Here is a 24,530-nt window from a genome sequence, read left to right on the forward strand (position 1 = left end):
ATAAGATTCTAAAGTGTCTACCGAAGGTAAAATGCCCTCAATAAAGAAGTTTCTCCTTAATGTCAGGGCGCTACTTCCCTATTTCGTAGTCAATTACCTTCGCAAAGCCATTCAAGTGCAATCAAAAATTGTCTTCGTGCTCTCATTCCCCCGCTCTGGCACCCATGCAATTGGCAGTTTGCTCTCAAATGATCAGGTGGGATTTCATTACTACGGTGAGTTCTTCATCTTCAATGCATGGAATAAGAATATTGAAAAGATTAATCGCCACTATCCATTCTTTTCATTCAGATATTCACAAAATCTAAAACAGCAACGTAAGAAATGGTCCTATAACAAGTTCGAAACAACATCTCTTGATTCTCGAAAAACCCTGAGTGCAATCAAGAAGATTCCTGGAATTCACGTCATCAAGATATTTCCTCAACACCTTCCTGATAAGGAATTGGAATCACTGATCTCCGAGTTCAAGCCGCACATTATTTTCTTGCGTAGAAATCATCTGGACCGTTTTGTATCGCATAAGAAAGCAAATGCCAGCGGCAAATGGCATACAGCTTCTACTTCTGACTTAGTGATTAATCTTGATGCAAATGAGCTCAAGAGATTTACTAATGACTTTACAGACTTTTATACTCGCTACGTGAAATTCGCTAAAGCGCAAGGTTGCCAGATTCTTGATGTTGATTTCGATGATTTACATAACCCGGAAAAGGTACGAGAGATACAGAGTTTTGCGGCATTCCCTGGCTTCTCAGATTGGGATAAGTTGACTCTTGCACCAACAACGGTAAAACAAGATCGCTCGAGCAAGGTTCAAGATGATTTTCTTGCATCACTAGGCAAGAGTCATGCAGACTTCATATTTCCACGGGTGGGCTCATGAGTATAAAGTCACGCATTCTTAAAGAACTCGAGAACGAATCGATTGAGATTTTCCGTGAAACGGCGGTGGGTTTCCGTAAACCGGTCATGATGTATTCAATCGGTAAGGATTCAACGGTACTTCTGCACCTTGCTCGTAAAGCTTTCTATCCGGCAGCTATTCCATTCCCGTTGCTACATATAGATACCACGTGGAAGTTTAAAGAGATGATTGCTTTTAGGGATCGAGTAGTTGCGCAAACCAATTCGAAACTTATTGTGCATACAAATCAAGCTGGTGTGGATGCAAATATCAACCCATTTACCACTGGAATTTCCGAATACACACGTGTGATGAAGACTGTTGCCCTGCGTGAAGCACTTGATTTCCATGGTTTTGATGCTGCTATTGGTGGTTCGCGTAGAGATGAAGAGAAGAGCCGGGCGAAAGAAAGAATCTTTAGCGTTCGAGATCCTGGCCATCGTTGGAATCCGCGTGAACAACGCCCTGAACTGTGGAACACATATAACACTCGGCTGGGCCCTGGGCAGACTATGCGCGTCTTTCCAATCTCCGATTGGACCGAGAATGACATTTGGCATTACATCCTGCAGGAGGGCATTGAAGTAAATCCACTCTACTTCGCCAAAGAACGACCAGTAGTCAAACGTGGTGAACAATTAATTATGGTCGATGATGATCGTTACCCCTTGCATGCTGGTGAAACTCCATTTATGAAGCAGGTTCGCTTTCGTACGCTGGGCTGTTATCCACTCACCGCAGCTGTTGAATCCAACGCTCTCACTATTGAGGGTGTCGTTGAAGAAGTATTGCAAGTAAAGCTCAGTGAACGCGCCACCCGATTAATTGATGGCGATAATGAAGATTCTATGGAGAAGAAGAAGTCCGAGGGGTACTTCTAATGTCCGGTGCAATTGTTCGCCTCTTAACCTGTGGCAGTGTCGATGATGGTAAATCAACTCTCATTGGCCGCCTATTAGTTGAGACAGATAGCATCCCGCACGACACAGTTGGCGCGGCAAGAAAAGTACGTCGCACAGGTTCGACTATCCCTGCTGGAGAAATTGACTTCAGCCTTCTCACCGATGGGCTTGAAGCTGAGCGCGAACAAGGAATTACTATCGATGTCGCTTATCGATCTATGAATCTTTTGGATGGTAAACGATTAATTATTAGCGATGCTCCAGGCCATGAGCAGTACACGCGTAATATGGTGGTTGCAGCCTCACGTGCAGATATAGCACTGGTTTTAGTTGATGGAATCAAGGGCGTGCGCACACAGACGTTGCGCCACTTAACAATCTGTTCTTTGATGGGCGTTTCCCGAGTAATTGTTGCCATCAATAAATTAGATGCTGTCGGTTTTGATAAGAAAGTCTTTGATGACATCTCAGCCGAGATTAAGAAAACTATCGATCGGCTTGAGCTCACAGATGTTCACATCATCCCGCTGAGTGCACTATCGGGAGATAATGTTGTTTATCCCAGCGAAAATATGAACTGGTATCCAGGAAAAACACTGATTGAGGCCATTCAAAGCTGGAGCGAACCAGTTGACCATGAAGCACGAGGGTTGATGCGAATTCAAATGATTGCTCGAGCTGAAAATTTTCGCGGGGTTTCAGGAACTGTCCGTCGTGGAAGTTTCCGTAAAGGTGATGAAGTTACGATTTTTCCGAGCATGCAGAAGGCAAAGATTTCCTCGATAGTTACCTTTAACGAAGAGAGTGAGCACGCCACCACTGATTCAGCGGTCACTTTGGTACTAACACCTGAAGTTGATGCGACCCGCGGTGACATCATCGCCCAGTCAACTGAAGATTTAATTCCTTCTGATCGCTTAGCCGCCCACATTGTCTGGCTCAATGAAGAGCCCCTCATTCATAGTCGTTCTTACCTGCTTGTTAGTGGCGCAACCACGACCCCGGCAATTGTCACAAAAATCCGCCACAAGATTGATGTAAATACGGGTGAACATATCTCTTCAGATGTTCTACAGATGAACGAAATTGGCGATGTTGAAGTAGCCACAGATATCCCAGTAGTCATGCGCCCTTATACAGATTCGAGAGAATTTGGTAATTTCATTCTTGTCGACCGACTTACCTTAAAAACAGTTGGTGCTGGAATGGTCCGTCACTCTCTTCGACGTGCCTCGAACGTTACGCACCAGGATTATGAAATAACAAAAGCCCAACGTGGAGTCCAAAAGTCTCAGAAGGCGCGCGTAATTTGGCTCACCGGTCTTTCAGGTTCAGGTAAATCAACAATTGCCAATGCGCTAGAGCAACGGCTATTTGCTTCAGGTGCCCACGCGTATGTTTTAGATGGTGACAACTTACGCTTAGGCCTAAATATGGATCTCGGATTTACACCAGAAGATCGCGCTGAAAATGTCCGACGAGTATCTGAAGTTGCAAAGCTGATGGTTGATGCTGGCCTTATTGTCATTACCGCTCTGGTGAGTCCATTTGAGGTCGACCGACAGCGCGCAAAGAGTATCTTTGACGATGGTGAGTTCCTGGAAGTTTTTGTTGATACGCCAGTGGAAACATGTCGTTCCCGAGATCCAAAAGGTTTATATAAGAAATCTGCTGCTGGACAGATTCCAAACTTCACTGGTGTGGGACAAGACTATGAAAGACCTCTCGCTCCAGATTTGCACCTTGATGGAACCGCGTCAGTTGCAGACAATGTGGAGAAGATAATTAAGATTCTGTTATGAATTGGCTTCTCTTTGCCCTCGTAGGGTCAGCAGCTCAGTTAATTGATGGCTCTCTGGGAATGGGTTTTGGACTCACAAGTTCGACTCTCTTGGTCACGCTAGGGGCATCTGCAGTGGTTGCCTCTACCGCTGTTCATATCGCTGAAATTGGTACGACTCTCGCATCCGGTGCTTCTCACTGGCATGCCGAGAATATAGATAAGAAAATTCTTCTGAGGTTGGCTATTCCCGGAGGAATTGGCGCGTTCTTAGGGGCCACATTCCTTACATTTATTGATCTTTCTAGTTCAAAGATATTTATTTCTACCCTCTTACTTTTCTTAGGTTTCTTACTTCTCTATCGCAATGTATTTAAGACCGAACCACAAACTAATTTGTTGGAGATAAAAAATCCGCGTTTTCTCACCTACCTTGGTTTCACTGGTGGATTTGTTGATGCATCAGGTGGAGGAGGTTGGGGCCCAATTGTTACGCCAACTCTGATGACAACCACAACAACTGAACCTCGTAAAGTTATCGGAACAGTGAGTGCAGCAGAATTTGTCGTTGCACTTTCTGCTTCTGCTGGATTCTTGGCACAGATTGGGCGCATTGACATTAATTGGTCGACAGTTGGCGGATTGGCACTTGGTGGAGTCATTGCCGCCCCAGTTGCAGCGCGCCTAGTTGGCCGTTTACCCGCAAAGTATCTTGGAATTATCGTGGCGGTAGGAATTATCGTATTGAATGCAATTCAGATTATTCGTGCGTAAAACTCGCTGAAACACGCATTAGTTGCAAGTTTTTACCACTTCATAGATAATGGGTTTTGCGTTCATTCGCAAAACCAAAGGAGAGTACTTCTCAAACGGTTTCTAAATCAGAAACATTTGCCGTACAGCTTTACAATGACTACACAAGCAGCGATCCAATCGCAACATGCAGCAACACACCGATACGTACCGTCCACATCAACTCCAGTTTCGCCAGAAAAAGTAGCTTCTGTACTTAAGGCTGAATGGGGATTATTCACACAAGGCACCAAAGCATCTGAGACTGAGAGCAAGCGGGCATTTAACTCACTGCCTCTTGGCGTCACCTCTAGCTTCCAGCACTGGGATCCTTACCCGATCTCCATCTCTTCGGCCAAGGGCGCATATATGACCGATGTCGACGGTCGCCAATTACTCGACCTCTCTATGGGCTTTGGCGCAATGCTCGCCGGCCACCTGAACCCAATTGTGATTGAAGAGATTGAAGCCTCCCTGAAGCAAGGCATGCTCTTCGTGACTCCCTCCCCGACCTCAACTGATGCCGCAGAGCGAATCTGTAAGCGCTTTGGAATAGACCAAGTTCGATTTACCAATTCAGGCACCGAATCAACGATGTATGCCGTCCGAGTTGCCCGCTCTGCGACCCAGAAGATGGGCATTCTAAAAATTGAGGGTGGCTACCACGGTAGCTATGACCCATTTGTAGTTTCTTCCAAGCCACCGGTTGCAGAAGCTGGAGACGCTGAAGAGCCAACTCCTTATATTGACTCAAATCTGGTGCCCGGAGATATCTATGTCGTTCCATTTAATAACATTGAAGCACTCGAGCGTATGTTTGCAAGCAACGCAAATAAAATCGCCTGCTTCATCGTCGAGCCTGTTCTTGAGAACATTGCAATTGTTCTTCCAGACGCGGGCTATCTCGAGCGAGTCCGTGAGCTCTGCGATCAATACAGCGTCATCCTGATCTTTGATGAAGTTAAAACTGGACTCACAGCGGGTGCACACGGTGCATCTGCTCGACTCGGCGTAAAGCCAGATCTCATCACTCTTGCAAAATCTATCGGTGGCGGACTTCCACTTGCCGCCTTCGGTGGCAAGAAGAAATACATGGACTTTGTCAGCAACGGAAAAATGGCACACTTTGGAACCTTTAACGGTAACCCGCTTGCAATGGCAGGTGTTCGCGCCATAGATCGTATTTGCACCGATGAGGCACTCGCAGCAGCTGAAGAGTTGAACCTGCAAGCACTAACTCGCATCGGTCAGATTATCGATGAATACCAACTTCCAGCACACACTGTCGGTTTTGGTGTGAAGGGCTGCGTTACCTGGTCAACAACACCAGTTCGCAACTATCGTGACTACAAAGCAACTGACTTTGGTATCGCAGAAGCACATTGGTTATTCGCCCTCAACCGCGGAATCATTACTCCGCCAGGACTTGATGAGCAATGGTTAATTTCCTTGGCACATGGCCAGGCTGAAATTGATTTACTAGTTGAAGATTTCCGCGAGTTTGCGAAGGCAATAAGAGCGTAAAGAAGAAAAGCCCCGAGTGTGAAAGGCACTCGAGGCTTAACTTGTGCGCGCGAAGGGATTCGAACCCCTAACCTTCTGATCCGTAGTCAGATGCTCTATCCGTTGAGCTACGCACGCCTATTAAATTGTGTATTGCGAAACCGAATACTACAGGCTTTTCTCGCTACTGAAAAACGCTTAAAACGAGCAGAAATTAATGCTTAACTGCGCCAACTTTGATTCAGTGGGCGTCCCTCTGCATAACCAGAGGCAGATTGAATTCCCACAACCGCGCGATCTGCAAACTCTTCTAGGTTCTTAGCACCCGCGTACGTGCAAGAAGAACGAAGTCCAGAAATGATTTCATCGATGAGGTCTTCAACTCCTGGGCGAATTGGATCAAGGAACATTCGGGAAGATGAGATGCCTTCTTCAAAAAGTGATTTCCGTGCTCTATCGAATGCGTCCTCTTGTGAAGTGCGTGCACTCACTGCGCGCTTTGATGCCATTCCAAATGATTCTTTATATGCGCGCCCTGAACTATCACGCATCAGATCTCCAGGTGATTCATATGTGCCAGCAAACCAAGAACCAATCATTACTTGCGATGCACCTGCCGCGAGCGCCAGTGCAACATCGCGAGGATGGCGTACTCCGCCATCGGCCCAGACGTGTGCACCTAACTTTTTTGCCTCGGTAGCACATTCAAGAACTGCTGAAAACTGTGGTCGGCCAACACCTGTCTGCATCCGTGTTGTGCACATGGCACCTGGTCCAACTCCGACCTTAATAATGTCAGCACCTGCTGCCACTAAATCGCGAACACCATCGGCGGTAACAACATTGCCGGCAACGATTGGCACCCCAAGGTTAAGTTTCTTAATGCTCTGCAAAGCTTCGATCATCTTCTTTTGATGACCATGGGCGGTATCAACGACAAGTACGTCAGCTCCTGCCGCAACTAACTTTGCCGCTTTATCTGCCACATCGCCATTAATACCAACGGCTGCTGCAATACGTAATCTGTTCTTCTTATCAATTGCTGGCGTATACAACGTTGCGCGTAGTGCGCCTACTTTGGTAACTATGCCAACGAGGTCACCTTTTGCCGAAACCACTGGAGCGACAGTGCGCAGGCGCTCATGCAGGAAATCAAACGCCTGACGCGGATCTAAGGTCTCAGGCATGCTAGTTAGTTCTTGCGTCATGACCTGGCTGAGTTGAGTAAAGCGGTCAACGCCTACTAAATCTTCCTCAGTCACGATTCCCACAGGCTTTGTGCCATCGACGATGATGATGGCCCCGTGTGCTCGCTTATGAATAAGTGATGCGGCATCAGCCACGGTCTCTTTAAGAGTCAGCGTGATGGGTGTTTCAAAAAATGTGTGGCGAGCTTTTACCGATGCAATGACTTCTGCAACAACTGGAATTGGAATATCTTGTGGAATGACAACCAGACCGCCACGTCTTGCCACTGTCTCTGCCATGCGGCGACCGGCAATTGCTGTCATATTTGCAACAACAAGCGGAATCGTTGTGCCACTACCATCGTGTGAAGAAAGATCTACCTCTAAACGGCTAGTAAGTTCGGAATGGCTTGGCACCATAAATACATCGTCGTAAGTCAGGTCATAAATCGGCTGGTTGATAAATCGCACGTATTACAGCCTACCGAGTTTTAAGAGCTCCTCGCGATCAACGGCCTTGCGACGCGGTTTACCCAGCGGTTCACCTGCTGCTACTTCAGCCTGATTTATCACCTGCCAATGAGCTTGGGTGACAACTCTGTTATGTGTAATTACATCGGTGATATCACCCGCACTCTTTGGTGTAGCTAAATCATCGACTAGTAATTTCATGACATCTGCGGCATCTGATTTGTTTGTGCCAATAACACCTGATGGTCCACGCTTAGCCCAGCCAACAACATAGACGTTCTCATGTACTCGGCCGTCAGTATTTACTACCTTGCCCTTTTCATAGGGCACACCTTCTAGCGCTGTTGCTTCATAACCAATGGCGGTAATCACTAGGCCGCACTTGATGCTAAAAATCTCGTCACTGCCCGTCTTCTGAAATACAACCTCTTCAACACGGCCAGCGCCTTTAATCTCAATAGGGGTGGCTAGAAATTGGAAGGTAATCGTGCGCTCGTGGTTGGTCGCTTCTTTTTCAGCAATCAATAACATGGCATCAAGATTGCTCTTCACATCTTTTGCAGGTTCAGCTCCTGCACGTGAAATGGCATCGGAAATATCTGACTTATTCATGATGACATTGGTGTGTTCAAGTTTTGGCAGATCGCGAAGTTCAGGTGATGTGAAGGCGGCATGCTCGGGTCCACGGCGAGCACTGATTACTACATTGCGCACGGCACTTGCTTTAAATGAATCAATTGCGTGATCTGCGGTATCAGTTGGATCAAGTTCACTGGGCTCCAGCGCCAAAACCCGGGCAACATCCATAGCAACATTGCCGGCGCCGATGACAACGGCTGTATCGCAGCTCAAATCAATAGTGTGATCTTTGAAATCTGGATGGGAGTTATACCAAGGCACAAAGGTGGCCGCAGACATGGAACCTGGAAGTTCTTCTCCAGCAATGCCAAGCTTCTTGCCGACTGCTGATCCAGTGGCAATCACAACCGCGTCGTACTTCTCTTTGAGCTGTTCAATTGTTAAATCTGAGCCAAGTTCAACATTTGCAAATAGCCTAAAGCCAGGTTCGGCAGCAATTTTTTCAAATACTTTCGAAACAGTCTTTATCTTTGGATGATCTGGGGCCACACCACTACGCACTAAACCCCACGGCGTTGGGAGCCGTTCAACCATATCAATCGAAAACTGAAGTTCATCGCTCTGCAAGTTTTGCAGAGCTTGGGCAGCAAAGTAGCCGGCAGGGCCCGCACCGACGATTGCTACTTTGTATTGAGGCACAGGCTCAATTGTATTGGACTATCGCCTACTTCTTTTTCCAATCCGCTGAAGCAGAATCGAAGGTGGTGTAGGTATATGGGTTCTCATTGAGTTTTGTATCTGGAATCTCTGGATGCATTCCGGCATCCCATGTCTCTTTACCCATAGTTGATTGTAAGTATTCAACAGTTTCAGAAACGGCTTTCTTCGCCGCCGCCAACTTAGAGTCAACCAGCTTGTGATCTTTCTTCACAATCTTTCCATCAATAACAACAGTGTGGACATCTCCGCGTTGGGCTTGCATCACAATGTGACCATATGGGTTCAGGATTGGGAACATCACCGGCGAATCATCGTTCTTAACAAGAACAACATCTCCGCGCTTTCCAACTTCAAGTGAACCAATCTTGCTATCCATCTTAAGTGCGCGGCTTCCACCACGAGTTGCCCAATCAACTGCTTCTTCGCAACGCATATGAAGTGCAGAGACTGTCTCTTTCTTTGCATGTGCTTCTAAGTGTTCGCGAGAACGATCTGCGCCCACTGTCGTGCGCATAGCTGAGAACAAATCACCGCTCCACCAGACGCTGGTATCCATCGAAAGTGAGACTTCAACGCCGTGCTGACGAAGCTTCCATGTTGGTGGGTAGCCCTGGCCCGCGCTCTGCTCTGATTCGGTAGAGACAGAGGCATTTCCGCCAGTTGCAGCAATGCGGTTATATGAATCATCGCTGAGTGTTGCAGCGTGAACATAGACGGTGTTGTCATTCATAAAGCCGTTCTCATACATCAAACGAATTCCGTCATCGTTCGTTGCGCCCCACACGCCAGCGTGTGTAGTCACGCCAACTCCTAATTCGCGAGCAACTTCAAAAGCTGCTTTCTCAGGAAATGCTGGGTCTCCGGGAACGTCGAATGCCATTTGGAATCCGAGCATGTCGCCTTTGCCATCTATGCGACGCTTAATGAAATCCTTAAACTCTGGCTTTGCAGACCACTCCCATGGGCCAGCTTGGATATTTCCATAGGCCAGAACGAAGCGACCAGGGACTGCCTCTAGCGCATCAACTGCGGCATCTGCATGCTCGATTGTCTGAAGTCCGTGTGACCAGTCAACACATGTTGTGACACCAGCATCGATTGCTTCAACTGCAGCTAAGAGATTGCCTGCATAGATATCCTGTGGGCGAAATGATTTTCCATGAGAGAGGTAGTACCAAACAAAATACTGAGAAAGGGTCCAGTCTGCGCCATAGCCACGCATTGCGGTCTGCCACATGTGACGGTGAGTGTCGATCATGCCCGGCATGATGATTCCGCCGGATGCGTCGATCACTTCTGCATCAGCTGGCGCAGCAACGTTTGGTCCAACTTCTTTAATGAGACCATCAATGATGAGCACGTCGCCTTTTTGATGAAGAGTGTGTGCATTGTCCATAGTAAGCACGATGCCGTTCTTGAAAAGCAGTGGACGTTTGTTGGCGCTCATGGGTGACCTCATTTTTGGAAGTGGGTGGGTAAAACGATGGCGTCATTATTGATGGGCGGGTAAATGCCTGTCAAGGGTTACTTCATAACATTTGGTTATCTGTTAAGTAGGGCTTCCCACCTCCTCTTTTTTCGGTTAATCTCATCTTCTTCATACCGGGCGATAGATGGCCTTAGGTTAAATATGAAACGAGGGCGGCGAATGAGTAAGAAGCGGGCAATTGTCCTGGGTGGCACTCAAGGCATTGGAAAAGAAATTGTGAAATTCCTTGCCGCTCGCGGAGAAGAAGTAATCCTGACCGGGCGCACAACTGAGAGCGCAAGCGCGGCAGTGAAAGAGATCGGTAACGGTGTTACCGGAATCGCTCTTGATCTTGCTGAACCAAAAACTATCGCAGCTGCACTTAAAGATATTGGATCAATTGACCATATCGTTATCAGCGCTATCGAACGCGATGCAAACCAACTTAAGAGTTATGACATTGATCGCGCTCTTCGTTTGGTAACCCTTAAACTCGTTGGATATACCGAGGTCGTGCACCAGCTATCTAATCGCCTCACCCCCACAGGCTCAGTTGTTCTATTTGGTGGACTTGCCATGGAGCGTCCATACCCAGGCAGCACAACGGTTTCCACTGTTAACGGTGGCGTTACTGGCCTAGTTCGCTCTATGGCTATCGAACTTGCACCAACCCGAGTCAATGCAATTCACCCAGGAATTATTGGAGATAGTCCTTACTGGGCCGATAAAGATAATTCACACGTTATCCAGCGCACACCACTTGGTCGCCTAGTAACCATGCAAGAAATCGTCGAAGCAACCGCTTTTATGTTAGATAACCACGGAATCAACGGCGTTAACCTCGCCGTCGATGGTGGCTGGCTGATTAAGTAAGGATAAAAAATGTATTTCATAACACGAATTGATGAGGCTAAGGCTGTTGTTCCAGAAGTGTTTGCTGGCCACAGCAAAGGCTTTACCAAGCAAGAGCTCGTGGACCGCGCTGTGGGCTCACCGCACACAGACTTATCAGCTAACTGGATTGCGGCTAACGGCAGCGTTGATGCGGTTGTTCACTCATACGAATTCAGTATGTATGTTCTCAAAGGCGAAGTAACTATTTACATGATGGGTGAAACGATTACTCTCAAAGAGGACCATGTAGTTGTGGTCCCTATTGCTACTTCATATCAACTCCAGGCTGGTGCGCAAGGCGCGCATTGGTTGCAATGCAGCGCACCGGGCGCAGTTGAACGCCCACGTCGTAAAGATACTTATTTCACAGGTGAAGATTTGCGGACTGGTGCTGGTGCAACAGTAGATCTGCGCGATCCCCGCACGCAACGTGCTTTCCGTTTTGATCCGTCATCGATGAACCTCAATAATTTAGCTGTCGGTTCAAAAGTTTCAGATCCAACTGTCTCTGCAAGTATGGCTACCGCACTCCTGGCATATAGCGGAATCGGTGTTCGCATGTTGGTAGATCAACGCGTGCACGCAAAACTTCACACTATGTTTATTGTCGATTACCAACCTACTGCTATTGCGCACCCGCACGATCATCCCTTTGAAGAGACGTATACATTTACACAAGGCGAAACTGTGGGGCTCATCGAAGGTAAGGAGTACACCTTCGTACCCGGCGATGTGCTCTGGTGCGGCGTAGGTTCTGACCACGGTTTTCAAAACAAGACAGGTGAGCTAGTCAGGTGGATTGAAACCCAATCACCCCAGCCACCAATGCAGCATTCCTATCGCTTTACCCGCGATTGGGAATATCTCGACCAAAAAATCCAAAGTGAGCACAAGCACTAAGGGTGAGGCAGGGAATAGCGATAGATCGGAATTAGTTAACAATCTGATAAAGATGTTAAGTAATGCTTGACTCTTCGTGAGGATACGGGGAGTATTTCGCAACAATTCTTTCGGGGGGAATTCCCTCGACTGACGAAGGAGGAAATGTGGTCCAGTTTAAGAGCAAAGCACGTTTTGGTGCTGCAGTGGGAATTTTAGCCCTTGCAGGATCACTCGTCTTCGGTACTTCAGCAACAGCAGCTAAGCAAGTAAATATTGCTTATCTCTCATTTGCTGTAACAAATAGCTATGACTCACCAATGCTTGCTGCAGCAAAAGCTGTTGCTAGCGCAAACGGATATAAGGTCACAGTATTTGATGCGAATAATGATCCTGCGGTTCAGTATTCACAACTTCAAAACGTTATTAGCTCTGGTAAGTACCAGGGAATCATCACACAGCCAATCTACGGCGCTGGTTTAGCTCCGCTAGTTGCTAAAGCAATTGCAGCAAAGATCAAGGTTGTTAACATTGATCAGATTCTTGGCACCAGCTACACAACAGTGCAGCCACAGGTTAAGGGACTATCTGCAAACGTCACATTCTTGCCATCAAAGATTGGTAAGCAGCTTGGTCAACAAGCGATGGCAGCGTGTAAATCAAAGAGCATCACACCTTGCAACGTTGGTTACCTATACAGCATCAAGGCATCAACACTCGATGTAGCCATCAATAAGGGCTTCTCAGGTGCTATCGCTGGCTCAGACACCACTATCGTGGCTGAAGGAGAATCATTCTTTACTCCTTCCGTTGCACTCGGTGCTGTTCAGAACATGCTCCAAGCTCATCCTGAAATTAACGTAATTGTCGGGGCAGACCAGGGAATCCAGGGCGCTGTTCAGGCTCTAGCTGCTGCTAAGAACACCGACGTTCTTCTCGTTGGTTTCGGTGGCTCAGCTACTGCAATCACAGGCGTTAAGAATGGAACATGGTTCGCAGACATTGCCCAAACACCGGCAACTATGGGATCAGTTGGAATGCAGGCTTTGGTTAAGGCAATCAAGACTGGTAAGTCAAGCGGCGGAATCAATCCTGTCGGTGAACTTCCAGATGACGGCGTTATCACCAAGGCAAATGCAAACAAGTTCACTGGAGAGTGGGTCGGTTAATAAACCTTCCGCAATCTGAGTAACTTACCCAGACCTACAAAGACAAGGCGCCCCACCAAAACATGACGAGACTTAAGAATGAGCTAGAGATAGTTCGTGTCTCAAAAAGTTTTGGTGGGGTTGCTGCGTTATCTGACGTAACTCTCACTATTAAACCTGGAGAAGTACATTCATTAGTAGGCGAAAATGGAGCTGGTAAGTCCACGCTAGGAAAGATTATCTCTGGTCTCCACACGGCAGACTCCGGTGAGGTATTTCTTGGCGGCAATAAAGTTCACTTTAAATCACCTCGTGAAGCGCTGGCTCACGGAATCGTCACAATCGCACAAGAGCTAGCAATTGTTCCAGGGCTTACCGTTGCTGAGAATGTTCTGCTCGGCGAAGAACCAAGACGCTTTGGATTTATTCGACGCAAAAAACTACGTAAAGACTTTGCAGAACTTGCCAAGCGAGTTGGCTTCGAGTTCTCTCCAAATACCTTAGCCGGCAGCCTTAGCGTTGCCGAGCAGCAAAAGATTGAAATTCTCCGTGCGCTCAGCCGTAATGCATCGATTATCATCATGGATGAACCCACAGCTGCTCTCTCTCGACAAGAAGCAGAAGCTCTTCACACGGTGATCCGTAATCTCTCAGCCGCAGGAACCACTGTAATTCTAGTTTCTCACTTTCTTTCAGAAGTTCTAGCGCTCTCAGACACTATTACAGTTCTTCGCGACGGAATCCTTATTAAGACAGCGCCGGCTTCTGAATGTAGCCAGGAGTCCCTTATTGAGTTAATGCTTGGGCGATCACTCGGTGCGATTTATCCCGAAAAAGTCTTCCCACACCATTCGGCTCCCACGGTTCTTTTTGTCAATAATCTATGTGCAGCAGGTGTCAGCAATGCCTGGTTGTCCGTTCGTGCAGGTGAAATTCTAGGTATTGCAGGACTCGTTGGATCTGGGCGCAGTGAATTAGCGCGAGCAATCTTTCGAGATTCAAAGATTAATTCAGGAACAATTGAAATCAATGGGGTTCGCATCACTGGCAAAGCACCTTTGGCTGCGCTTCAACGTGGTATCTCGATGCTCCCTGAATCACGCAAAGATTTGGGGTTGCTCATTGAACGAAGTATTCAAGAAAATATCACTCTGTCGAGTCTCGGTCAGTGGAGTCGCTTTGGCATAATCAACCCTCGACGTGAGAAATATGTAGTTAACAAAATTTTAGAAAAAGTTGTTGTGAAATCATCAGGAATCAAACAAAAAATCTCACACCTTTCTGGAGGTAACCAACAGAAAGTATTGCTCGCTAGAACTATCATGAGCAACCCTCGAGTTCTGATTGTTGATGAGCCCACCAGGGGTGTTGATGTCGGTTCTAAGAGGGCGATTTATGAGTTGCTCGTTGCTCTGGCACAGGATGGTCTAGGCATCATTGCAATCTCCTCAGACTTGGAAGAAGTTCTAGGAATCTCTCACAGAGTATTGGTCATTCGAGGTGGCCGAATCGTCAGTGAACTTAGTGGTCGATCAATGTCCGAACATGCAGTTCTAGAAGCTGCATTTACCGAGAAAAGCTAGAAGAGGAATCTAATGCCACAAACTACCGAAAACTGGACTCGCTTTCTGCCTAGCTCAATGCGTTCATGGCGAAATGCAGGAATCATTCTGCCCTTCGTCATTCTCTTCATTTCTCTCTCTATCGCTAGTGACCCCTTCCTTCGCACCGTTAACTTACTCAATATTTTGGATCAACAATCTGGAATCTTGATTATCGCTGCTGCTGGAACTTTAATCCTTGTATCAGGTTCAATTGATCTCTCAGTGGGCGCGACTTATGCTCTGGTTGGCTGTGTATCTGCCCAATACGCACTGACTCACTCGGTTTTTTCATCTGTTGTGTTAGGGCTACTCCTTGGCTTAGGTGTGGGGATTGTTAATGGTGTGGTTGTCGCGATTCTCAAAATCAACTCATTAATTGCGACACTTGCGATGTCATTTGTTATTGGTGGACTCGGTTCAAAAATAACAGAAGGAAATCTCATTGTCTTGGCGGAGAAGCCTGAGTACGGCAAGATCGCGCAAAGCTCCTTGTTGGGTGTTAATTCTTCTATCTGGATAATGGTCTTTGTTGTCATAATTTTAGGATTTTTACTCACTCGCACAACTACCGGTCGTTACATCATCGCCGCTGGTGGAAATTCACAGGCAGCACGTCTTGCCGGAATTCGAGTGAGCTTAGTAAAAATCATTGCATTTGGTCTTAGCGGAATGGCAGCGGGGCTTGCAGGAATGATTGATGCATCGCGCGTCTTAAGTGCATCTGCGGCGCTCGGTTCAACTCTTGCATTTACTGTGCTCGCTGGAATTGTTGTGGGTGGAACATCTATTGCAGGTGGCGAAGGATCTGTCTGGAGAACAGTTATTGGGGTTCTCTTTATCGCTCTCATTGGAAATGGTTTCGATCTCATTGGAATTGACCCACTCTATAAGCAGATTACATTAGGTGGAATCTTGCTGATTGCAGTGGGGCTTGATGCATGGGCTCGTAATAACCGAAGGTAGTTTGTAGTTCTGGCGGAGACGAGGAGATTTGAACTCCTGAAGGCTTTTACACCTTACCTCGTTAGCAGTGAGGCGCACTCGACCGGGCTATGCGACGTCTCCGAGTTGCAGGGCAAGTTTAGCGCCTTCGCCCAGGCATACCTAACCCCTGTATAAATGGCGAGAGAGCGGCCCGCTGTGTAACGAACCGCTCTCTGCCTTATTCAGTTGTAAATCTTCATTTACTTATTAAGCAAATGTGACCTTTGTCCAGTCAACTGCAAGGTGGTAATACTGACCGCCTTCAATTGCCTTGTTATCAAGTGCCATCACTTCAGTTGTACCAAGGCCAGCAACCAAATCTGGGCGGGCCACTGAAACCTTTGAGTGCACCTGTGCGTTCAAGAAGAAGTGTGACTTTGTATCGCCACTTGCCTTCAAGAACTTATTGACGTTGATTATTCCTGAAGATTCCTCATCCTGGGTCATGAATTTTGCTGCACCTGTGATGAAGTACTGCTCGTCAAACTTTGCAATTTCTGCAAGCTTGCCATCTGACATGCGGTAAGCGACCACGCGCGCGATGTGCGCGTTGTTGCCTGGATCTTCCTGGATCAGAATGTATTCACCATCGACTGTGATGTTATCTGGCTTTGTTAGGTATGGAGCTTCTGTTCCATCAAGTAACATCTCCATTGTCGCGCCCTTAAATGGATCTTTTGCATCAGCAAAAGTCATCTTCCAGAGTGCGCCACCGTCACGTGAGTATGTTGCACCCGGACGTGGTGTTGTTGCTTTTGGATCCTTATTTGATTCTGTTGTGACGAAGTAGTAGACGTTTGGATTCTTTGGATCGAATTCGCCATCTTCAACGCGTGAGAATGTGGTGCCATTTCCTTGTGACATTGTGCTGAACTTGCCGTACTTAGGGTTTGTATTAATCTCGTTAAAGCCAACCTTGATCTTTGTACCCTTTGGGGCTGTGCGAACAGCGTTATCTGTACGGTAGTTCTCAAGTGCGATTGTGTAGAGCTTGCCATTGGTGAGGCCAGCCTTCTCAGCAAAGTTCGCTCCTGTTGTCTGCTTTGTACCGACATACATGAAGAGCTGGCTATCTGTTGCACTGCCATCTTCGTTGCCCATGACGATAGTTGTCTTACCTGTGCCTGGCTTTGTTAGGAAGTTCTCCCATGGAGCAAGGCCAAACTTTGGAAGCTGCATTCCGTTGCCATTAGCATCGAATGCGAACGCGCGATCCACATCGCCGCCTCCTCCTTCTTCACCTGTGAGGTAGATAGCATCTTTGTAGCCATAAGTAACAGACTTCTTGGTCTTGGCATCCTTCTCAGTGTAAGCAAATCCACCTGCAGGAACTAGATCACCTGAACATAGGCGGTTGATACCGTTGGTGCCGACGATGCTGCCGTAACTGTCAGCTGTTATTGACCCTACTGGAAGTGACTGTTCCCATGTTGAGCCCCACTTTTCTGTGGTGTAGTTGTAGTAAGACATGCTCTTCATCCAGTTTTCCATCTTTGTAATCTTCTTAGTTGCTGGATCAAATGTCATTTTTGAAATTGATGAACCCCAGGTGCCGGTGTCTTTCTTATTTGCAATATCTGCACCAGTTGAGATTTCATGGTTTGAAAGCAGGGTGAGTGTTCCATCTGCATTCTTGATTGCGCCCATTCCATCTGGAACTCCACGAAGAACTTCGTTTGAAATTGTGTCACCTGTTGTTGCAATAACTGCAAGTGTTGCTCCATCTGAAGCAGAGATTAGATAAACCGGTGCATCTGCTGCATGTGCACTCTGAAGTACGAGTGATGATGCAACTACACCCATTGATACAACTGTGAAGAGTTTCTTCTTCATTCATTACTCCTTAGGTAATACCCCACGTTGAGGTTTGCGCGAAGTCTTTAGGTGAGAGTTATATTTCCAGTAACAACCAGGCAAATTGTTATCACTTTTTATATGAATGCATGGTGTTGCTTTTTATCTCCATTAATGCTGCGTTATCCTGGTGTTTACTTTCATCACCTAATTCCAGGGAATAATCGTTACATGTCACACTTCTCACGCAGACAGATTCTTCAGATTCTCACCGGAGTTGCACTTCTTGCCAACCCATTTATTGCTGAGGCTGCTCAAGTTCCGACTCTGAAGTGCACGCGGGTGGGGCAAACAATTATTTGGCGGGATAAGAAATACACATGTGTGCGATCTGGTAAGAAGCTAGTGTGGAATAAAGGTGTCCCAGTCACGCCAGCCAAGCCAACTCCTTCGGCTACAACTCAACCTTCCACGCAGCCAACTCCCACCACTTCAACGGCACCGCGCCCTGCCTACACGCCTCCACCAGATGAGTTTGCGGTAGCGAAGAGTGCGAATCTAAAACTTAACCAGCCAATCTCGGTGAGTAACCCCTCACTTAATTACCCAGCGCGGGGTTACATCCTCATTCGCCGCGAAGATGGCGTCATTGCATTTAGCAATCGGTGCACCCACTTGGGGCGTGATGTCGAGATCTCTGGTTCTCAATTAGTCTGCTTTGCACATGGTTCATATTTTGAAGCGACGACCGGTAAGCCAACTGGGGGTCCGGCGACAAGAAACCTCATCCTGCTACCCACGATAGAAAGGGATGGCACCATCTTCGTCGTTGATGCGCCTTGATACATCCATCTTGAACTTACTGCGGTAAGTCCTAGGATTGCACAATGAGCAGCGAGAATACCCAAGCACCGCAAGAGCAAACCGCACGGGTCCATGATCAAGGACCTTCGCACCTCTTCGCTGAGTTTATGACAAGTGGCTGGGCCGAAAGTGAACTCACTGAGTTAGAGCCGCTGGAAGTTGTTACCTATGCATTCTCACGGCGCCAAGTTCTCTCTGCGGCATTTCCTGGGATTCGTCTTGTGCTTCCTGCAGGTGAACTGAAGGTGCGCGCTGGCGATACCGATTACAACTATCGCCCCGATAGCGCTTTTGCTTATTACAGCGGCGTGCAAGGAGCTGATGCGACAGCTGATGCAGTACTGATACTTGAACCGAGTGGAGATTCACACATTACCTATCTCTATATGAATCCACGTTCTACTAGAGATACCGAAGCTTTCTATCGCGATGCCCGATATGGCGAACTCTGGGTAGGTCGTAGATTCACATTGTCAGAGGCTAAGGCGCGCTACCAAATTGAAACCAGGAATTTGAGTGAGCTCAAAGAGTTATTAGCTGACGGCAAGAAATCACTCTCACCTGTTGATAAGGATTTTGCAGCGTTCATCTCAGAACAGCGCTTATGTAAAGATGAATATGAGGTGAGTGAACTGCAGCGCGCAGTTCACGCAACAACACTTGGGTTTAATGATGTCATCAGCTCCATTCCGGCTGCTGTTCAAACTGCACGCGGTGAACGAGTACTCGATGCAGCCTTTTATGGCCGCGCCCGCATATTAGGTAACGATCTTGGTTACAACACCATTGTGGGCGCAGGTTCACACGCGTGTGTACTGCACTGGACCCGTAACGATGGCGATCTGCATCCAGGTGAACTTGTCTTAATCGATGCTGGTGTTGAGATGGAATCTTTCTACACCGCCGACATCACTCGCACTTTTCCAATAAATGGCAGGTTTTCTCCGGCACAACGTGCGCTCTACCTGCTTGTCTATGAAGCCCAACTGGCTGGTTTTGCCGCCGTTAAACCTGGAGCGCTATTTTCTGATGTAAATAAGGCCTGCCAAGAAGTATTGGCGCGCGGTTTATCCGATATGGGAGTTCTCACTATCTCGGTCGAAGAATCTATGAAGCCCGAGGTGGGCTTACATCGTCGCTGGACTTTGCATGGATCAAGTCATCACTTAGGTATTGATGTGCATGATTGCGCCCAAGCACGCAAAGAGATGTACTCCGATGCACCGTTGCGTGAGGGTATGGTCTTAACTGTAGAACCTGGTCTATACATCCAACCTGATGATGAACTCTTCGCACCTGAATATCGCGGCGTTGGTATTCGCATTGAAGATGATGTTCTTGTAACAAGTGATGGCTATAAGAATCTTTCTGCAAATATCCCGCGCCACCCAGATGATGTTGAGATGTGGATGAAGCGAGTCTTAGGACGATAAATAGAAAGCAAAAAGTGGACGACTCCCTCGAAAAACATCGCCCACTCTTTGTGTCCCGTTACCGGCAATACACGCCATAACGGAGGAAAAATAGAGGGTCTTGGGGTCTAGAAAGTTAATGAAAAGTGAACTTCTGCCAGCCTAGACTTGAATTAATTAGCCTCTTTGGCTAACTGACCAAGTTGTAGCCCAGATAAGCGGCCAGTAAGCCAAAAGTAATTGAAGCTAAGAGGTTAATTGCAACAACCTTGTAGTGCTTGAGTTCATAGCCAAGATAGAGATCAACGATAAATGTGGACCACGTTGTGAAGGAGCCGGCGAAGCCAACGGCGAGAAAATCGTGCCAGTGCTCAGTTGTTGCAAAAGTGAGCCCGATAAGAAATGAGCCGAGAATGTTTACTATGAAAGTTCCGGCAGGTTTATCTGTAAATTTCTTGAAATATTGGTCAACTAAGAATCGTGCAGGGGACCCGATAGCTGCTCCGACAATGACCATGAACACATTCATATTCGAGCCTTCACAACTTTTCGCGCGATTTTAAGTGAAAGGTAAGCGACTATCAATGAGGCAACTACGTTGATGAGCAAATATGAGAATCCAGCTTCATCAGGTGCAACAGCTTCATATGTCACAGCCGAAAAGGTTGAAAGCCCACCACAAAAACCTGGAAGTAAGAAATAACGAAGCTCTGTAATTCCGCGACGCTCCATCAATACTAAGAAGAAGATTGCTAAAGCTACTGCAAGTAGATTTGCGGCAAGTGTTCCGTTACCACCGTGTGGAATTATTAAAGAAAGTACCCAGCGGGTAAGAGAACCGAGAACTCCGCCTAGCGAGACTAGCCAGACCGCCTTCAGTGTTAGCTGCGCTTTTCTCGCTTGAGAAGACCGGCAAACATGCGAGCTGGATCGTACTTAATATCAACAACGCGCTCCTTCATCGGAATGATTGCGTTGTCAGTGATCTTGATGTGCTCTGGGCAGACCTCAGTACAGCACTTTGTAATGTTACACATTCCAAGACCATGCTCTTCTTGAGCGCTGCGCTTACGATTTTTTAACATATCAAGTGGGTGCATATCTAGTTCTGCGATACGGATAAAAAATCGTGGCCCAGCAAAAGCTGGCTTGTTCTCTTCGTGGTCGCGAATTACGTGACAAGTGTCCTGACATAAGAAGCACTCAATGCACTTACGGAATTCTTGGCTTCGCTCAACATCGACCTGCTGCATGCGTGCTTCACCTGGTGCTAAATCCTTAGGTGGTTCATACGCCGGAATTTCCATTGCTTTCTTGTAATTAAAAGATACGTCGGTAACGAGATCTTTAATGACCGGAAATGCACGAAGTGGTGTGACAGTAATAGTTTCATTCTCATCAAATGAAGCAACCTGAGTCATGCAGGCAAGGCGTGGTTTGCCGTTAATCTCCATCGAACAAGATCCACACTTTCCTGCCTTGCAGTTCCAGCGGACAGCGAGGTCACCCATCTGTGTTGCTTGAACACGGTGAATAACATCGAGAACTACTTCGCCCTCGTTGACATCAACTTGTACATCTTTGAGACCACCATCTTTTGCGTCTCCCCGCCAGATGCGAAGATTAAGTGTGCGTGCCATTAGTTGGAACCGCCTTTCGCAATTTCTTCCGGTGTCATGTACTTCTCAAGTTCGTGCACATCAAAGAGATCAAAGAGCTCTTTAGGCAACACTGGCAAAGCTTGTTCTTTAATGTTGACTTGATTGCCGTCAAAGCTGGCGATGTTATTGATCTGGCGCCATTTGTTATTCATGCCAGGGAAATCATCTCGAGTGTGTCCACCACGCGATTCTTCCCGCAAAAGCGCCGACTTTGCTGTTGATTCAGCAACAAGGAGCATGTTGTCTAGATCAAAAGCTAGGTGGAATCCTGGGTTGAATAAACGCCCCCCGGAAACGGCAACGTTCTTACTGCGAGCGCGAATGTCGGCAATCTTGATGATTGCTTCTTCAATCTCGGTCCGCGTGCGAATAATTCCGACCAGGTTATGTGTGACTTCCTGCAGTTCAGCGTGAAGTGAGTATGAGTTCTCTCCACCCGCGCGGCTAAATGGTGCTTCGATGCGATCGGCGGCAGCTTTGATTGATGCCTCAGAGACCGGATTTGCACCCGCACTCTTCACATAATTAACAGCACCCGCACCTGCCCGGCGACCAAAGACAAGAAGGTCTGTGAGTGAGTTTCCACCAAGACGGTTTGAGCCATGCATTCCACCAGCAACTTCTCCGGCAGCGAAGAGTCCTGGAACTCCTATTGCTGCTGCAGTATCTGGTTCAACTTCCACTCCGCCCATCACATAGTGACAAGTTGGGCCAACTTCCATCGCCTCTTTTGTAATATCAACGCCAGCAAGTTCATAGAACTGATGCCACATCGAAGGAAGACGCTTCTTAATCACTTCAGCAGGGATGCGCTTTGAAACATCGAGGTAGACACCGCCATGTTCAGTACCGCGTCCTGATTTCACTTCGGTGTTAATCGCGCGAGCAACTTCATCGCGTGGCAGGAGCTCTGGCGGACGTCGGTTGTTATCTTGATCTAGATACCAGCGGTCTGCTTCTTCTTCATTATCGGCGTACTTATCTTTGAATACATCTGGGATGTACTTAAACATAAAGCGCTCACCGAGTGAGTTAGTCAAAATTCCACCCTCACCACGAACTGATTCAGTAACAAGGATTCCGCGTACTGAAGGTGGCCAGACCATTCCGGTTGGGTGGAACTGTAAGAACTCCATATCAACCAGGTTCGCGCCAGCTTTGAGCGCCAGTGCGTGTCCGTCTCCGGTGCCTTCCCAGGAGTTTGATGTGATCTTGAAAGTTTTTCCAACGCCACCGGTAGCAATAACTACTGCAGGTGCTTCAAAGAGAACTTCTTCTCCGCTCTCGCGCCAGTAACCATAAGCACCAGAGATTTTGCCGTTCTCTTTAAGAATTTCAGTGATGGTGCATTCAGCGAAAACTTTAATCTTCGCTTCCATGTCGCCAAATTCACGACCATCTTTCTGTTGCAACTGAACAATCTTCTGTTGCATTGTGCGAATAATTTCCAGGCCGGTGCGATCTCCTACGTGTGCAAGGCGTGGATACTCATGTCCACCAAAGTTACGTTGTGAAATCTTTCCTGCTTTTGTGCGATCAAAGAGCGCGCCCCACATTTCCAGTTCCCAGATGCGATCTGGAGCTTCTTTGGCATGTAGTTCTGCCATCCGGAAATGATTAAGGAATTTACCGCCACGCATAGTGTCGCGAAAGTGGACCATCCAATTATCTTTATCATTCACATTCCCCATAGATGCAGCAGCGCCGCCTTCGGCCATCACTGTGTGAGCTTTGCCAAAGAGTGATTTACAGATGATTGCAACGCTCAAGCCTGCTTCGCGAGCCTCTACTGCAGCACGTAAACCAGCGCCGCCGGCACCAATAATAAGGACGTCGTACTTCTCTCTTTGCAGAGTTGATTCGTTGGCAGTCATATCTGTCGGCATCCTTTAGAAGAAGTAGAAGTTTGTCCAGGCGCCAGTTGCAACTTGGCGAACGTAGATATCGGCAAATGCAACGCCAGCAAGTGAGTACCAGGCAAATTGTTGATGCTTGTGATTAAGCGCTGAAACCCAAGTCCATGCCTTGTATCGAACTGGGTGTTTTGAGAAATGTTTCAAACGTCCACCAATAGTGTGGCGACAAGTGTGGCATGAAAGTGAATAGAACCAGAGAAGTGTTGAACTCACGAGCAGTACGAGGGAACCAACACTCATATGTCCCCACTCTCCTTCGACGTTCTTAAATGAAATAATTGCGTCGTAGGTAAGAATTACGTTAAGTCCTAAACCTGCATAGAAGAACCAACGGTGTGAGTTCTGCAAAATAAGTGGTGCGCGTGTTTCACCTGTGTACTTGGTGTGTGGTTCTGCAACTGCGCACGCTGGTGGGGAAAGCCAGAAAGCGCGGTAGTAAGCCTTGCGGTAGTAATAACAAGTCATACGGAAGCCAAGTGGGAAGATCAAAATAATTAGCGCTGGTGAAAGTGCGAAGTTAAAAATTTGAGCACTGACAGGAGTAAAGCCAAGAATTGTTGCTTCCGGCACGCAGGCTTCTGATAAACACGGTGAATAGAAAGGTGAGATCAAATGATCTTTGTAATAGTTCGCACCCTCAAAAGCTCTAAAGGTTGCATAGATAATGAATGAGAAAAGAACTCCGAAGGTAGTTGCGGGTTCTAACCACCACTTATCTGTGCGTAGCGTGCGCTCTTTAATCTTCGCACGCGATGGAGAAAAAACTCCGGACATGTCTGCTCCCCTAGTTTTCCCGAGTGACGGGATTTTCTAATGAGAGAAGTGTGCGCTTACTGGCGCAAAGTCGCTAGGCGGTATGCCGCATATGGCTTATGAAGTCAGCCACAGCTGGGGCGCGAAATGCAAAACCCGCCCCAGATTATGAGGCGGGTTCGGCGTTAAGCGCGGAGGACGTGGGATTTGAACCCACGAGGCTTTCACCTGCCGGTTTTCAAGACCGGTGCACTCGGCCGCTATGCGAGTCCTCCGTGGGAGAGATTACCCGAAAGTGGCCATCTTGAATAA

Annotated in this window: 21 protein-coding genes and 3 tRNA genes; 12 read left to right on the forward strand and 12 right to left on the reverse strand. The window is 47.4% G+C overall.

Annotated features, from left to right (window positions below):
* Positions 1-13 precede the first annotated feature (13 nt).
* The 5 genes from A1sIIB142_RS06200 to A1sIIB142_RS06220 all read left to right on the forward strand — a co-directional run bounded on the left by A1sIIB142_RS06200 (position 14) and on the right by A1sIIB142_RS06220 (position 5,905).
* Positions 14-886, forward strand: coding sequence for a sulfotransferase (locus A1sIIB142_RS06200; protein ID WP_095694057.1), 873 nt, complete (start codon positions 14-16; stop codon positions 884-886).
* The gene (cysD, locus tag A1sIIB142_RS06205) at positions 883-1,788 is read left to right on the forward strand and encodes a sulfate adenylyltransferase subunit CysD (RefSeq protein WP_095694058.1); all 906 of its coding nucleotides are present in this window, start codon (positions 883-885) and stop codon (positions 1,786-1,788) included. Before A1sIIB142_RS06200 ends, cysD begins: the two co-directional genes overlap by 4 nt.
* On the forward strand, positions 1,788-3,611 hold the full coding sequence (cysC, locus tag A1sIIB142_RS06210) for an adenylyl-sulfate kinase (protein WP_095694059.1): 1,824 nt from the start codon (positions 1,788-1,790) through the stop codon (positions 3,609-3,611). Before cysD ends, cysC begins: the two co-directional genes overlap by 1 nt.
* Positions 3,608-4,363, forward strand: coding sequence for a sulfite exporter TauE/SafE family protein (locus A1sIIB142_RS06215; RefSeq protein WP_095675367.1), 756 nt, complete (start codon positions 3,608-3,610; stop codon positions 4,361-4,363). The genes cysC and A1sIIB142_RS06215 overlap by 4 nt, the downstream gene beginning before the upstream one ends.
* Positions 4,364-4,498: 135 nt before the next feature.
* Entirely contained in the window at positions 4,499-5,905 is a 1,407-nt protein-coding gene (locus A1sIIB142_RS06220; RefSeq protein WP_095694060.1) for an aspartate aminotransferase family protein, read from the forward strand.
* A 44-nt stretch (positions 5,906-5,949) separates the two neighbouring features.
* On the opposite strand, the gene A1sIIB142_RS06225 is transcribed toward A1sIIB142_RS06220, so the two are convergent.
* The 4 genes from A1sIIB142_RS06225 to A1sIIB142_RS06240 all read right to left on the reverse strand — a co-directional run bounded on the left by A1sIIB142_RS06225 (position 5,950) and on the right by A1sIIB142_RS06240 (position 10,288).
* Positions 5,950-6,022: transfer RNA gene (locus tag A1sIIB142_RS06225), tRNA-Arg, on the reverse strand.
* A gap of 83 nt (positions 6,023-6,105) precedes the next feature.
* Positions 6,106-7,542, reverse strand: coding sequence for a GuaB1 family IMP dehydrogenase-related protein (locus A1sIIB142_RS06230; RefSeq protein WP_095694061.1), 1,437 nt, complete (start codon positions 7,540-7,542; stop codon positions 6,106-6,108).
* Positions 7,543-7,545: 3 nt separating this feature from the next.
* The gene (locus A1sIIB142_RS06235) at positions 7,546-8,820 is read right to left on the reverse strand and encodes an FAD-dependent oxidoreductase (RefSeq protein ID WP_095694062.1); all 1,275 of its coding nucleotides are present in this window, start codon (positions 8,818-8,820) and stop codon (positions 7,546-7,548) included.
* 25 nt (positions 8,821-8,845) lie between these two features.
* Positions 8,846-10,288 (reverse strand): amidohydrolase family protein, encoded by a 1,443-nt coding sequence (locus A1sIIB142_RS06240; RefSeq protein WP_095694063.1) that lies wholly within the window; start codon positions 10,286-10,288, stop codon positions 8,846-8,848.
* A gap of 201 nt (positions 10,289-10,489) precedes the next feature.
* On the opposite strand from A1sIIB142_RS06240, the gene A1sIIB142_RS06245 reads away from it, so the two are divergent.
* The 5 genes from A1sIIB142_RS06245 to A1sIIB142_RS06265 all read left to right on the forward strand — a co-directional run bounded on the left by A1sIIB142_RS06245 (position 10,490) and on the right by A1sIIB142_RS06265 (position 15,797).
* Positions 10,490-11,182, forward strand: a complete 693-nt coding sequence (locus A1sIIB142_RS06245) for an SDR family NAD(P)-dependent oxidoreductase (protein WP_095694064.1) — start codon at positions 10,490-10,492, stop codon at positions 11,180-11,182.
* Between the two features lie 9 nt (positions 11,183-11,191).
* Positions 11,192-12,103: a cupin domain-containing protein gene (locus A1sIIB142_RS06250; protein WP_095694065.1), complete on the forward strand. Its 912-nt coding sequence runs from the start codon at positions 11,192-11,194 to the stop codon at positions 12,101-12,103.
* Between the two features lie 146 nt (positions 12,104-12,249).
* Entirely contained in the window at positions 12,250-13,251 is a 1,002-nt protein-coding gene (locus A1sIIB142_RS06255) for a sugar ABC transporter substrate-binding protein (RefSeq protein ID WP_095694066.1), read from the forward strand.
* A gap of 62 nt (positions 13,252-13,313) precedes the next feature.
* The gene (locus A1sIIB142_RS06260; protein WP_095694067.1) at positions 13,314-14,813 is read left to right on the forward strand and encodes a sugar ABC transporter ATP-binding protein; all 1,500 of its coding nucleotides are present in this window, start codon (positions 13,314-13,316) and stop codon (positions 14,811-14,813) included.
* A gap of 12 nt (positions 14,814-14,825) precedes the next feature.
* Positions 14,826-15,797, forward strand: coding sequence for an ABC transporter permease (locus A1sIIB142_RS06265; protein WP_095694068.1), 972 nt, complete (start codon positions 14,826-14,828; stop codon positions 15,795-15,797).
* 10 nt (positions 15,798-15,807) lie between these two features.
* Here the strand turns inward: A1sIIB142_RS06265 and A1sIIB142_RS06270 are convergent.
* Positions 15,808-15,899 (reverse strand) — tRNA-Ser (locus A1sIIB142_RS06270).
* 126 nt (positions 15,900-16,025) lie between these two features.
* Positions 16,026-17,651 carry a hypothetical protein gene (locus A1sIIB142_RS06275; protein ID WP_095694069.1) on the reverse strand — a complete coding sequence of 542 codons (1,626 nt, stop codon included), beginning with the start codon at positions 17,649-17,651 and terminating at the stop codon, positions 16,026-16,028.
* Positions 17,652-17,843: 192 nt separating this feature from the next.
* On the opposite strand from A1sIIB142_RS06275, the gene A1sIIB142_RS06280 reads away from it, so the two are divergent.
* Positions 17,844-18,455, forward strand: coding sequence for a Rieske (2Fe-2S) protein (locus tag A1sIIB142_RS06280; protein ID WP_095694070.1), 612 nt, complete (start codon positions 17,844-17,846; stop codon positions 18,453-18,455).
* Positions 18,456-18,499: 44 nt separating this feature from the next.
* Positions 18,500-19,909 carry an aminopeptidase P family protein gene (locus A1sIIB142_RS06285; RefSeq protein ID WP_095694071.1) on the forward strand — a complete coding sequence of 470 codons (1,410 nt, stop codon included), beginning with the start codon at positions 18,500-18,502 and terminating at the stop codon, positions 19,907-19,909.
* A gap of 169 nt (positions 19,910-20,078) precedes the next feature.
* Here the strand turns inward: A1sIIB142_RS06285 and A1sIIB142_RS06290 are convergent, their stop codons facing one another.
* The 6 genes from A1sIIB142_RS06290 to A1sIIB142_RS06315 form a co-directional block, all read right to left on the reverse strand.
* Positions 20,079-20,417 (reverse strand): fluoride efflux transporter FluC, encoded by a 339-nt coding sequence (locus tag A1sIIB142_RS06290; RefSeq protein ID WP_095675400.1) that lies wholly within the window; start codon positions 20,415-20,417, stop codon positions 20,079-20,081.
* A complete protein-coding gene (locus tag A1sIIB142_RS06295; RefSeq protein ID WP_095694072.1) occupies positions 20,414-20,767 on the reverse strand; it encodes a fluoride efflux transporter FluC in 354 nt (117 codons plus the stop codon). Before A1sIIB142_RS06295 ends, A1sIIB142_RS06290 begins: the two co-directional genes overlap by 4 nt.
* 2 nt (positions 20,768-20,769) lie before the next feature.
* On the reverse strand, positions 20,770-21,528 hold the full coding sequence (locus tag A1sIIB142_RS06300; RefSeq protein WP_095694073.1) for a succinate dehydrogenase/fumarate reductase iron-sulfur subunit: 759 nt from the start codon (positions 21,526-21,528) through the stop codon (positions 20,770-20,772).
* On the reverse strand, positions 21,528-23,423 hold the full coding sequence (locus A1sIIB142_RS06305; protein ID WP_095694074.1) for a fumarate reductase/succinate dehydrogenase flavoprotein subunit: 1,896 nt from the start codon (positions 23,421-23,423) through the stop codon (positions 21,528-21,530). The genes A1sIIB142_RS06300 and A1sIIB142_RS06305 overlap by 1 nt, the downstream gene beginning before the upstream one ends.
* Positions 23,424-23,438: 15 nt before the next feature.
* A complete protein-coding gene (locus A1sIIB142_RS06310) occupies positions 23,439-24,239 on the reverse strand; it encodes a hypothetical protein (RefSeq protein WP_095694075.1) in 801 nt (266 codons plus the stop codon).
* 171 nt (positions 24,240-24,410) lie between these two features.
* Positions 24,411-24,493, reverse strand: a tRNA-Ser gene (locus tag A1sIIB142_RS06315).
* Positions 24,494-24,530 lie beyond the last annotated feature (37 nt).

This window comes from Candidatus Planktophila versatilis (genome assembly GCF_002288345.1).
Lineage (GTDB): Bacteria > Actinomycetota > Actinomycetes > Nanopelagicales > Nanopelagicaceae > Planktophila > Planktophila versatilis_A.